The following is a 12,526-nucleotide window of genomic DNA, read 5'->3' as shown; positions in this document are numbered from 1 at the left end:
TTTGAAACTTGATATTGAACTCATGATAGAAATTTATTCCGGCTGATAAGGACAACCACGCGTTTTTCCCTTCATTCACTACTATTCATTAAGAAATTCTTCTTCCGGTAAACCTCAAGCGTTCCACAAGAATATAAATACAAGATAAAAGGTATTTTATTTTTTTAGTATAGTTTTGGGTATCAAACCAAATACCTAAAACTACTACAATGGATAAAGAGCGGTATTACTCCCACTCCGGAGATTCTCCCTTTCCGGGGTTCCTTTTGGCTATTGGCCTATCGATATCACTTGCCATCATTTTGGGAAAAACCTACCAAATTCTGAATTGCCTTATTACTGAAATGTACTTCCAGATTTTCATTACATTAGGCTTTGGGTTACTGATAGGGTTCGGTTCCGTTTTCTTTTCCAAGATCGGATATGTCCGAAACAATTCTCAAAAAATTCTGATCGCTGCTATAGCAAGTGTGGCCGGTTGGTATTTTCAATGGATCGCATATATCTCTTATGTATATGATAATGATCTATCAATTGTCACTTTTAATTATCCATACTATTGGTTTTACTTACGCCACCCCAGCTTTATTCTACAATCCATGCTCGCGATCAATGAGACAGGCCTTTGGACATTTGAAGGCATGCCTTTTAAAGGGATTGTTCTTGGCATTGTATGGTTATTGGAAGCTGCACTGCTGGTAGGAACCGCGATAAGTGTTACCGTTCAATATCCCATTACTCCTTTTTCAGAAAATTTAAAAAAATGGTACCGAAAATATACACTTAAGTTTAAATTTGAACCCATCCATTCAAAAGAGGAATTTACCGGTGAGCTTTTCAAAAATCCTGAAGAACTCATTTCCCAGATGGGGCCTGGCGACAAAAATGAATATTCGCGGATATCGATTTATTATCTTCCCGAAGAAGAAGAAACGCACTATTTATCAGTAGATAATATCACAAAAGGTTACTCTAACAAGATCAGTATCAAAGTCATTCATTTATATAAGATAGACACTCACACAGCCCAATCTCTGTTAGGAAAATTTCAATTCAAGACAAATATATTTAACCTATTTCACAAAGAAGTGGTTTAAACGTATAGTTTTTGACCGAAAATGGAATCAAAATCGGCTCATTAAGGCACTTTTTGAAGAGAATAGCCAAAGCTATTGTTGAAAAAAGTAATACGGAGGAGGCGTTTTTGAAACATTTTTCAGGAAAAAGAAAAAGTTGAATTCACTTCAAAGTATAAACTTCCGGGAAAAGCAAAATACCAAAAGGGTTTATCTGAAAAATATCAAATATGAGTAATAGAAACCGTAGAGCACAAATTGCTCGGGAAACATTAGATCTCTTTGAAAAGGGATCTTATACCAACAACAAAGGCCTGAGCGTGAATATAGCCGATCAACTGCACTTCTCTGTTGAGGAAACCTTACATCTACAACCGGAGGACTTTAAATACTTACCCCTTGAGGGTCAAATGGTTAACACCACCTTTGAAATACATAACGAAACCACATTGGAGGCCGCTTACCGTCTTATTCATCAAGAAAAGCAGGACGGAGTGGCCGCATTGAATTTTGCTTCGGCCAAAAATCCGGGAGGAGGTTTTCTTAACGGTAGCCAGGCACAGGAAGAGAGTCTTGCCAGGGCTTCCGGTATGTATTTATGCCAAACGGCCCATATGGAAATGTACGAAACCAACCGGAAAAATAACTCCTGCCTCTATTCCGACCATATGTTGTACTCGCCCAAAGTCCCGGTGATCCGCAATGACGAGGATCAGTTATTGGACACTCCGTATTTGCTGAGCATTATCACGGCCCCGGCTGTCAATACAGGCTGCCTGGTGCAACATCAACGAATGGATGAACTCCAAAAAGTAGATGCCGTGATGTTGGAACGCACCCGTAAACTGTTAACGCTTGCTCTCAGCCAGAATCATAGTACCTTAATCCTCGGTGCCTGGGGCTGTGGTGTATTCCGTAACGATCCGGTAAAAATAGCCGGGTACTTCAAATCTTTACTCAAAGATGGTGGTGACTTTGAAAATCGTTTTCAACGAATTGTTTTTGCTGTATTAGACCCTTCCAAAAATCAGGAGATTTTTAAGGCTTTTGAGAGTACGTTTGACTTCGTCGACTAACAGCAACCGGTGATAGAGCCAAACCAAGTCATCGGACATTCAGGTTTCCGATGACTTTGGCTTATTTGAATACTTCAGCACCCCCAATGCAGAGTAATTCAACGGTGTATATTTAAGACCGGAGCGAAGACACACACCTTACAGACTGTTTACTTCTTGCAAAGTTCATCAGTTGAATAAAATTGAGCTAGGTAAACTATCTATTGAGGATTCTTTAAACGGCTAAAGTCTAGCCAAACCTCTACTAATTACGCCCCCGCCAACATAGGATACTTCTCCGCTATCTCCTCCTTACTCATCACGCTCACCTTTGGCCGGGGGACGGATTTGAATAAACGCTTCTTCCAACGCACCGGAGACAGTAAGACAAGCTCTCCCGTATCCCGGTTTTCGATAAAGAGCTTACGATCGTTCAACTCCGGATAATTCTCCATATCCACCTTCCCCAATTCGTAGACTTTCTTGGCTGCCAGCCAGTACAACTTCCCGGAAATACGATTTAAGAAATAGATTTCTCCTGCCTGGGAAAAAACCTTGAAATTCCCTTTCAGCATTTCCGGATCTTTCAAGGTACGGTACAAGTTTTCCCCTTTCTTTAAAGAAAGCCGGGCGAAAGGAGGAAAATCCCAGTTCAATTTCCGGATAGTAATAGCCTTGATGACTTTCCAATCTTTTATTTTTTTTACAAATAGGCTATCACTCTTCCATAAATATAACCCTTGAGGATCCCAAACTAACGAATACATAGAATCATTCTTAAAGAACACATCGGCATTCACCTGCTCCATAATCAATTTATCCTTTGCTCTAGCTTCTTCATGAGGAATATTATTAGTAGTACGCACTAGTTTTCCTTTGTATTTTTTATATTCCCCATATCCCTCCCAATCATAATCAAAACTACCACTATACATTGTCAATGGGTTGCATACACTGCATTTACGTTCCTTTTTGGGAAGTTCCGTATGATACCGGGGGTTCAAAACATTCTTTTGAAACATACTGACTAGGTACTCAGGACGATATGGATAAGTGTGACCCCTCCAAGGAGTAACTCTAAATTCATAAATATAATCATTATGTATATTCCAGTTCCTACCAAAAATATTTGTGTAAAGGGTATCCGTAGCTATTCTTTCGTTTTGATTAAGCAAGTAACGTTTTATAGGAATTTTATTAGGTGCAAGAGCAGCTTCTTTGTGATACAATTTCTCCCCTTCAATCAATACATACCTCAATGTATCACTTCTTCCCTCACAAACGCCTAAAGTCACCCAACTACAAAGTAAAATACTTAATACCTGTATTTTCATTTGAACGATAAATATTAAGGGTTCGCTACTCACTCCCCTGCCAACATAGGATACTTCTCCGCTATTTCCTCCTTACTCATCACGCTCACCTTCGGCCGAGGGACGGATTTGAATAAACGCTTCTTCCAACGCACCGGAGACAGTAAGACAAGCTCTCCCGTATCCCGGTTCTCGATAAAGAGTTTTCGCTCATTTAACTCCGGATAGGCTGCCATATCCACCTCCCCCAGTTCGTAGACTTTTTTGGCTGCCAACCAGTACAACTTCCCGGAAATACGATTCAAGAAATAAACCTCTCCTTCCTGGGAAAAGACCTTGAAATTGCCCTTCAGCATTTCCGGGTCTTTCAATGTGCGGTACAAAATGCCATGGCTTTTGAAAGGAGATTCGGCTATGGGAGGAAAGTCCCAGTCCAGTTTTCGAATTGTGATGGCTTTGATCGCTTTCCAGTCTTTTGCCTTTTTTACAAAAAGACTATCACTTCTCCATAAATACAGTCCCTGAGGATCCCAAACTAACGAATACATAGAATCATTCTTAAAGAATACATCGGCATTCACTTGTTCCATAATCAATTCGTCCTTTGCTCTAGCTTCTTCATGAGGAATATTATTAGTAGTACGCACTAGTTTTCCTTTGTATTTTTTATATTCCCCATACCCCTCCCAATCCGTATTGAAATAAAACCTGTATATATTCAAAGGGTTACAAATACTACAGCGATACTGCCCTTTGGGCCGTTCCAAACTACTTAAAGGATTTAGGATATTCATTTGAAATAAACTTACAATATATTCAGGCCGATATGGATAAGTATGACTTCTCCATGGTGTAATACAGTACTCATAAAGAAAATCATTATATACAGTCCAGTTTCTACTTAATTTAGGGCTATAAAGAGTATCTGTGGCTACTCCTTTACTTTTATGAAGTAAATAACGCTTGATAGGTTTTCTACCTGTAGAGAGTGGAATTTCTTGAGTATACAGTTTTTTACCTTCTATTAATACATATTCTAAACTATCATTCCTCCTCTCACAAACGCCTAAAGTCACCCAACCACAAAGTAAAATACTTAATACCTGTATTTTCATTTGAACTATAAATATCAAGGATTTGCTACTCACTCCCCCGCCAACATAGGATACTTCTCAGCTATCTCCTCCTTACTCATCACGCTCACCTTTGGCCGAGGGACGGATTTGAATAAACGCTTCTTCCAACGCACCGGAGACAGTAAGACAAGCTCTCCCGTATCCCGGTTCTCAATAAAGAGTTTTCGCTCATTTAACTCCGGATAGGCTGCCATATCCACCTCCCCTAGTTCGTAGACTTTCTTGGCTGCCAGCCAGTACAACTTCCCGGAAATACGATTCAAGAAATAGATTTCTCCTTCCTGGGAAAAGACCTTGAAATTCCCTTTCAGCATTTCCGGGTCTTTCAAGGTGCGGTACAAAGTTTCTCCCTCTATGAAAGAAAGCCGGGCAATGGGTGGGTAATCCCAATCCAACTTCCGGATAGTAATGGCCTTGATGACTTTCCAATCTTTTACTTTTTTCACAAAAAGACTATCACTCTTCCACAAATAAAACCCTTGAGGGTCCCAAACTAAAGAATACAATGAATCATTCTTAAAGAACACATCGGCATTGACTTGTTCCATAGTCAATTTATCCTTTGCCCGAGCTTCCCCACGGGGAATTAAAGCAGCAGTACGTACTAATTTACCTTTGTGTTGTATATATTTAGAATAACCCTTCCAATCAGGACCAAATAAATGCATGTATATATTCAAGGCATTACAAATACTACAGCGATACTTCTCTTTGGGTCGTTCCAAACTGCTTAAAGGATTTAGGATATTCATTTGAAATAAGCTAACAATATATTCAGGCCGGTATGGATACCCCCCCCCTCTCATAGGTCTAACCCTATATTCATAAAGGAAATCATTATATACACTCCAATTTCTACTCAATAGAGAACTATATAGAGTATCTGTTGCGACCTGTTTATTTTTATGGAGTAAATAACGCTTTATAGGTCTATAGTCAATAGAAAGTGAAGCTTCTTTGTGATACAACCTTCCCCCTTCAATCAATACATACCTCAAAGTATCATTTCTTCCCTCACAAATTCCTAAAGTCACCCAACTACAAAGCAATATGGTCAAAACCTGTATTTTCATTGTATTATTTTTTGCTGTTATTTCTTCTTCTGCACTTCCCAATATGTTCTGATCTCCCCAGGTGTATACTTATCACCTTCCCTAGCTTTATAATATCCTACAACAGAGGCCTCTTCCCAGGCCTCAAAAGAAGGAAATGTCTTACCATAAGAAGGATCATACCATATCCCATTATATTCCACTAAATAATGAATTCCAAAATCACCGGGAGGACAAGAGTTGTTATGCCCCACCAAATTATCTTCACTTTCACAATCCCGGGTCACTTCTACCGCTAATTTTTTATCAAAAAAGTAATTTCCTTGCACACCGTACCAATTCACTCCAAAGTTCACAGTTTTCTTAAAAACATTGACAAAAGGGTATTCTGGATCATCTCCTGTTCCTTTCTCAGAAAACTTCCAACCTTTTATCAAGGCTCCAGAGACAGTACCAATAGATTCATCTTTTCCAAGACTTTTAGTTTGTACTTGAGAAGTTATTCCCTGTACCCAATTACAGCGGTTCAACAAATTACTAAAAGCCTCACAATCTCCTCTATTTGTATCAAGGAGTCCCTGTGTATTGTCTGGCAACTCAAATTTTTTATCATAATGGTAATAACTCAATTGATTTTCTTGCCCCATCCCAAAATCGCTTTGAAGTAGATTACCTAATGGATATTCTTTTTGTGTATTCAAAGAAGCTGACGGTTCTTCATCTATATATGGAATACAGAATTTCTTCCAGATCTTTTGAATAATATCTTCTTTTTTTTGAGTTTTATGTGCCTTTCTACAACTATAATACAAACAACGTTCATCCAAAGAACCGGTTTCTGGTAAAAACTTTTTTATATCATAATCAAACTCCTTTATCGGTTGCCTATAAGTGACATACCATCTCGGCACAGCCTCTTTTTTGACACTGATCAACTCTTCTTCCAGCCAGGTTTCGCCTTCATCCTTGGAAAGGCTGAGTTCGATATGAAAGCCGTAACGGTCTTGCTGGGGAGTTGTCCAAGCAGCTGGCATGGCCGGCTGGTCCAAATGGAAACAGCCCTGGGTTTCGAAATACCCTTTCTTGTCTTTTACTTCTTTAAGCTTTAGTCCGGCTTCTCCCTTCAGCTCGCTCTTTCCTTTTTTATTGTAAAGCAGTGTTGCCACACTTTCTCCTCCCAAAGTGACTTTGGCTTTTAAGCGTACGTCTTTCAGATCCGAATTGCCGATGTCTTGCTCTCCCGTATAGCGCAAGGTCGCACTAAAGTTGACCGGGATAGCTTTCCCGTCCTCCGTACCGTAATAACATGCCGGGGGAGAAGGATTTTTGAAGATGAGTGCGCTTTCCGGTAACTGATCGCCCTCTGTGATTGTTAAAAAATTCTCTCCCTGAAAGCGCAATGTCTCCAGGTCGAATTGTAAATCCGGTGCGGTAATATTCAAACGGGCGGATTTGGCCTGGGCATGACCCGGTTGCCCGGAAGGATAAACCGTAGCAACGATTTCCGTGGTATTTTTGTCAATATACACCTTGTACCGGTTACCACTCCCGGTTTTTTCTACTTGTATTCCCATAATTCAAAACATTAAATGGTTGTTTGAAGGCTTAGCACCTGTCCTTGCATATACGTATTGGAGCGAGGCCTTTCTTAGGAAAAGATTACCCAAATATAGCCACCAAAGAACATTATACCAATTTATGGTTATTTTTTAAAAGCAGTGGTTTTAAATATACACTCAGGTGTAAGAATATTACATCGTTGTTCTGCTTTTTCCCGCCACTCGTCAGAGCATCACCTTTTGGGCTGAAAAAGACATCTCCCACAACAAAATAGCCTCTTTATTTTGCCAATTCCAGGATTTCTCCTGGCAGTCCATCCATGTCTCCCACAAATACAGACACAAATCCCTGTTTTAGCAAGATTTTTTTTGAAGCAATATTATTCGGGTCGATGATCGCCTTAATGATTTTTAAGGCTTGATTTTCTTTGGCCCGGTTGACCAGAAGTTTTGCAATTTCACTGCCATAACCTTTCCCCCAATGTTCCGGCAATAGTAAATAGCCAAGCTCTACCTCTCCCCTCTCTTCCGACAACAACTCAAGTTTTGCCAAGCCTAAAAAGGTTTGGGTTGCTTTTGAAAACACTTTAAAATTGCCAAAGGCTTCGTATTGATGATTGGTTTGTATAAGTTTTTGAAAATCTTCCTGGGCCTCTGTTGTAGGAATGGCCCGTTCCGTAACCATTGCCATGACCTGTTCATTCCCTACCAGACGATAGTAACTTTCAAAATCGTGTTCGTTAAATTTGGATAATATAATCCGCTCTTCCATCTCTTTGCTAAAAATTAGTGAGGCCCAAAGGTAGCAGAAAAAGTGTCGAATGCCGTCAGATTTCGACATTCAACACTTTTTGATAGGTTAAGAAGGCAATTGGTAACTTCCCACTTCTTCGCCATCGTCCCGCAGCATACGAAGCTCCAGTTGTTTTTGATTGGCTTTTACTTTTATCAAGGTACGGTTGCCTTCTTTGGGTCCGCCTCCGATGATAATCGGATAGTTGTGCTGCCCGGCCACCGGTGGATGCACTCCATACTTATGAGTGTGCCCGCTCAGACAAATGTCCACTTTGTATTTGTTGAACAAAGGAGAAAACAAAGTTCGGCAATGCGAGGTACCATGCCAATCACCGGAATAGTAAATCGGGATATGCATCATCACCACTCTGAATTTGGCTTTTTTATAAGCCGCACTTTTTACTACCGTTTCTTCAAACCACTTCGCCTGTTCTTCCCGGTAGGAATCAAAGTCTACAATACCGGCATATACCGGATGGTCATCGGGTTTGTCCTCACCGGTATCGAACACAGTAAAGTGCACAGGGCCCCATTGATAGGCGTAATACTGCTGACCGGAGGGGTTCCGGTAGTAATGGTGTATGCCCCGGGCAAACTTTCCTCTGGTTTCGTGATTTCCCCTTACAAACATAAATGGTTTCTCAGAAGCAAACACCTCAATGGAAGGCACCAACATATGGTCAATCATCTGCTGCTCATCCACCTGGTAGTCAAACATATCCCCGTTGTAAAACACATAGTCAAACGGGTCTTCTTGGTTGAGTTTCATTAAGTGAGGGATAGAGTGTGGACGGTCGTGAATATCGTTCATGACCAGCCAGGAAACCTCCGCAGCCGATGGATCAGGCGTAGTAAAACTGAGTACTTCACTTTGAATCGTTTCACCATACGTAAGCTTATAGGGTTGAAACTCTTCAATCGCTTTGGAAAAAATCCGGTAGTAATATTTTTTACCGGGTTTTAACCCTTTCAAAACAATGCAATTGATCCGGTTGTAAGCACTCACCAAGCCGTCTTTCACCTCGTGAACGGTGCTTCCCAAGGATTGACTTTCTCCAAACTCCACCCAGCTGTAAGACAATTGGTTGGTAATCCACATCACCGTCATGGCTGTAGGCTCCGGGCTTTGCAGATACGGAGTCGTTAAGAAAACGTGGCCTTTTTCGGGATGCGGAGTTTCAGTAAGGTGGGCTGTTGAATAACCCAGTGTCGGCAGACAAGTGGCCGCAGTTCCCATCAGACCTGCTTGAACGGATTTACGCAAAAAACTGCGCCTGTCCGTGGAGTTAGTAGGTGTTTTCATAAATACAATTTACAATTGAGGTTAAATACTACTTGTTTATGATTGAATGAATCAGAAACCTGATCGTAAAAATAATTTTCTAAATTTAACAAGTAGTCCCTAAAAAAAGCATTAACGGGCAGATAACAAAAGGGAAAAAATCGAAGAACCTTTTCCAGCTTTACTATAATAACATTCGCGTTTCGGGGAGATGTTTTTGATCTTTAATGAATGAAATGAATCGTATCATTCTTTGGTTTTCACTCACTCATTCGCTATTTCACACATTCATTCAATAGGGGTTTCTTTAAATTGATCATAAATTACAACCTTTGTTGTACAAACTGGCTGATACCCAAGAAGACAAACCCAATGTAAAAACAGAAGCAAACATTATCGACATTACCCCCTCATGAAAAAAATAATCCTTTACCTTAAGCGCTTTGGACTTTTCTGTATGGCATCGCTACTCTTCTACTTGTTCAGCGCCTTTTTGCTCTCTTTTTTATCTACCCAACCCGAACCTACCACATGCCCGCAAACACAGGGCATCTATGTCACCTCCAACGGAGTGCATTTGGATGTAATACTTTCCAGGCAACAATTATCCGCGTTATTACAACAAAACCTCCACCTGAGCCCCGAAACAGCCTATGTCGCTTTTGGCTGGGGAGATAAAGGCTTTTACCTCAACACTCCCACCTGGCAAGACCTTACCTTTTCCACAGCCTGCAATGCTTTGTTTTTCCCCAGTGAAACCACCTTACACCTTACCTATTACCGTGCAACACACCAGGACTGGAAATACATTGCCTTATGCCCGGAGCAATTGAAGCAACTCAATGCCTATATACAAGCGACTTTCACACAGAATGCGCAAGGGGAATTTATCAAAATCAAAGAGCCCGGTTACTTTTACAACGATGTGTTTTACGAAGCCGAAGGGCATTATTCTTTTATCAATACCTGTAACTGCTGGGTAAACAATGCCTTAAAAGCCGCTCAAGTCCCTACTTCCATTTGGTCGCCCTTCGACTGGGGAGTTTTGTATCATGCCGACAAAAAGTGGAAGGATTGAGGGATTGAGGGAATGAAGGGTTGAAGGAATGAAGGTTAGGTTTGAATGGAGTAATGATATGAAGTGGTTCAATGCCAGAGAAAACCTCCAGACAAAAAAACAAACAATTGATTATCAAATTATTAATTGCAATAAAACAAAACTATAATTTATTTTATTACAATTAATTTGCATAATTACCAGCCAGCAACTTATCTTTGTATTGTAATGATTTAAATTACAGTATAACACGATTTATAACTTCTGTTTATCACAGGCCATTGGAAAGAGCAACCTGTACAGTTATTGGATTTTCGGTTAATTTATTTGTAAATCCACCAAGTTATGCCTGATTAATCAGGTTCTCTTTTTGCTTAAAACTGTAGTGAAATTTATTACAAATAATAGTAAATCTTACAGAAGTAACCTGATGAACAGAAAAGATTTTATCAAAACCCTGGGAGGGATTGCTGCCATGTCAACCTTAGGATCATTCAATAAATTTACCCAAAGTTTGCCGGAACAAGGCAAATCGATGCCCGTGCTTTTTATAGGTCATGGCTCCCCCATGAATGGCATTGAAGACAATGAAAATAGCCGGTATTGGGCCCAATTGGGCAAAGAAATCCCGGAACCCCAAGCTGTCCTATGTATCTCGGCCCATTGGCTCACCAAGGGTACTCATATTACGGCCATGCCCCAACCCAAAACCATCCATGATTTTGGCGGGTTTCCAGAAGCTTTGTACCAAGTGCAATACCCGGCCCCCGGCAGTCCCGCATTGGCCCAAGAAACGGTCAACCTGGTGCAACAAACTCAAGTGGGCCTCGATCATGACTGGGGCCTGGACCACGGCACCTGGACGGTAGTCCGCCATATGTATCCCCAAGCCAATATTCCTGTATTACAGTTAAGTATCGACTACCACAAGCCCGCCAGCTATCACTATGCCTTGGCCCAAGAGTTACAAGCTTTGCGCAAGAAGGGGGTACTCCTCATCGGCAGTGGCAATATGGTGCATAACCTGCGCCTGCTCGCCTGGGACAAACTTGAGGAAGCTCATTATGGGTATGACTGGGCCCAAGAAATGAATGACCTATTCAAAAAACATATTGCAGGGAAAAACCACCAGGCCCTGATTGATTATCAAAGGCTCGGGGAAGCTGCCAAACTGGCCATTCCTACCCCCGACCACTACTATCCCCTGCTTTACACCTTGGCTTTACAAGGCGATAAAGACGAAGTGGCCTTTTTCAACGACCACTGTCAGGCGGGTTCTTTAACAATGACTTCCGTTAAAATTTTTAATTCATAAATCAATCATTCACATGAAAATAGCCATTACCGGAACCTCTGGAGAACGAAAAGGAACGTACCGCACCGGTTTGGACAATCCGGTATTCGATAAAAACAAGCGAAGCATTCTGTCTGTAGAAGACTTGGCGGTAGCCTTTTTGGATGAATTGGAAAAAGGACAATTTATCCGCAAACGGTTTACCGTGGCTTATTAATTTTATCCAAAACTTAGCCCTGAAAGGGCATCATTCCCTAGCAAAAGGGTATAGCCCTTTGATTAATATAAAAAAATCATAGCCCCATCGGGGTGAAATGAAAAGGATTGATCAACCATTAATCCTTTATTTCATCCTGAAGGGGGGCTAAATTCTTCATCAGTATTCAATTGTTAAACCCCTCCTTCAGGTTTAGGTTTACTTTTAGAATCCCTAACATTCTTCTCCAAGACCCGTAAATTTACCCTTATTTATTATTGGATTCACCCCCTATGCTTCAGCTAAACAAAGTTCATCATATCGCTATTATCTGTTCCGATTATGCCGTTTCCAAAAAATTCTATACGGAAATATTGGGTTTGCAAATCATTCGTGAAGTGTACCGGAAGGAACGGGACTCCTATAAACTCGACCTGGCACTGGGCGACCAGTATGCAATTGAATTATTTTCCTTTCCCCAACCTCCTCCACGCGTTTCCCGTCCGGAAGCCACAGGGCTCAGGCACCTGGCTTTTGAAGTGGACCACCTGGAAAGCGCCATCGGATGGCTCACTGAAAAACAGGTAGACACCGAGCCCATCCGCACAGACGAACATACCGCTAAGCGTTTTACCTTTCTGGCCGACCCGGACGACTTGCCCATTGAGTTGTATGAAAAATAATACAGGCAATGCAATATGGTAAAGAACT

At 41.0% G+C, this 12,526-nt stretch carries 12 protein-coding genes; 6 read left to right on the top strand and 6 right to left on the bottom strand.

All coding sequences use genetic code 11. From position 1 onward, the window contains the following. Positions 1 to 209 precede the first annotated feature (209 nt). Both AAG747_RS15065 and AAG747_RS15060 read left to right on the top strand, forming a co-directional pair. Entirely contained in the window at positions 210 to 1,097 is an 888-nt protein-coding gene (locus tag AAG747_RS15065) for a hypothetical protein (protein WP_346822019.1), read from the top strand. A gap of 209 nt (positions 1,098 to 1,306) precedes the next feature. Then, positions 1,307 to 2,152, top strand: a complete 846-nt coding sequence (locus AAG747_RS15060; RefSeq protein ID WP_346822018.1) for a TIGR02452 family protein — start codon at positions 1,307 to 1,309, stop codon at positions 2,150 to 2,152. A 248-nt stretch (positions 2,153 to 2,400) separates the two neighbouring features. On the opposite strand, the gene AAG747_RS15055 is transcribed toward AAG747_RS15060, so the two are convergent. From AAG747_RS15055 to AAG747_RS15030, 6 genes are all read right to left on the bottom strand, one after another. After that, complete coding sequence (locus AAG747_RS15055) at positions 2,401 to 3,465, bottom strand: hypothetical protein (RefSeq protein ID WP_346822017.1); 1,065 nt, start codon at positions 3,463 to 3,465, stop codon at positions 2,401 to 2,403. A gap of 29 nt (positions 3,466 to 3,494) precedes the next feature. Further along, a complete protein-coding gene (locus tag AAG747_RS15050) occupies positions 3,495 to 4,238 on the bottom strand; it encodes a hypothetical protein (RefSeq protein WP_346822016.1) in 744 nt (247 codons plus the stop codon). Between the two features lie 350 nt (positions 4,239 to 4,588). Continuing rightward, a complete protein-coding gene (locus AAG747_RS15045) occupies positions 4,589 to 5,332 on the bottom strand; it encodes a hypothetical protein (protein ID WP_346822015.1) in 744 nt (247 codons plus the stop codon). Between the two features lie 338 nt (positions 5,333 to 5,670). Then, on the bottom strand, positions 5,671 to 7,206 hold the full coding sequence (locus AAG747_RS15040) for a hypothetical protein (RefSeq protein ID WP_346822014.1): 1,536 nt from the start codon (positions 7,204 to 7,206) through the stop codon (positions 5,671 to 5,673). Between the two features lie 265 nt (positions 7,207 to 7,471). Next, on the bottom strand, positions 7,472 to 8,032 hold the full coding sequence (locus AAG747_RS15035; protein WP_346822013.1) for a GNAT family N-acetyltransferase: 561 nt from the start codon (positions 8,030 to 8,032) through the stop codon (positions 7,472 to 7,474). Between the two features lie 18 nt (positions 8,033 to 8,050). Then, positions 8,051 to 9,289 (bottom strand): purple acid phosphatase family protein, encoded by a 1,239-nt coding sequence (locus tag AAG747_RS15030; RefSeq protein WP_346822012.1) that lies wholly within the window; start codon positions 9,287 to 9,289, stop codon positions 8,051 to 8,053. Positions 9,290 to 9,680: 391 nt separating this feature from the next. Here AAG747_RS15030 and AAG747_RS15025 point away from each other — a divergent pair, with 391 nt between their 5' ends. The 4 genes from AAG747_RS15025 to gloA2 all read left to right on the top strand — a co-directional run bounded on the left by AAG747_RS15025 (position 9,681) and on the right by gloA2 (position 12,498). Then, the gene (locus AAG747_RS15025; protein WP_346822011.1) at positions 9,681 to 10,346 is read left to right on the top strand and encodes a TIGR02117 family protein; all 666 of its coding nucleotides are present in this window, start codon (positions 9,681 to 9,683) and stop codon (positions 10,344 to 10,346) included. 454 nt (positions 10,347 to 10,800) lie between these two features. Then, complete coding sequence (gene ygiD, locus AAG747_RS15020) at positions 10,801 to 11,640, top strand: 4,5-DOPA-extradiol-dioxygenase (protein ID WP_346822228.1); 840 nt, start codon at positions 10,801 to 10,803, stop codon at positions 11,638 to 11,640. Positions 11,641 to 11,653: 13 nt separating this feature from the next. Next, the gene (locus tag AAG747_RS15015) at positions 11,654 to 11,836 is read left to right on the top strand and encodes an NAD(P)-dependent oxidoreductase (RefSeq protein WP_346822010.1); all 183 of its coding nucleotides are present in this window, start codon (positions 11,654 to 11,656) and stop codon (positions 11,834 to 11,836) included. A 272-nt stretch (positions 11,837 to 12,108) separates the two neighbouring features. Continuing rightward, positions 12,109 to 12,498 (top strand): SMU1112c/YaeR family gloxylase I-like metalloprotein, encoded by a 390-nt coding sequence (gene gloA2 / locus AAG747_RS15010; RefSeq protein WP_346822009.1) that lies wholly within the window; start codon positions 12,109 to 12,111, stop codon positions 12,496 to 12,498. Positions 12,499 to 12,526 lie beyond the last annotated feature (28 nt).

The organism is Rapidithrix thailandica (assembly GCF_039710355.1).
GTDB classification, from domain to species: Bacteria; Bacteroidota; Bacteroidia; order Cytophagales; family Flammeovirgaceae; genus Rapidithrix; species Rapidithrix thailandica.
The sequence above is the reverse complement of the archived record's forward strand: the minus strand, read 5'-3'. Positions and strand labels throughout refer to the sequence as shown.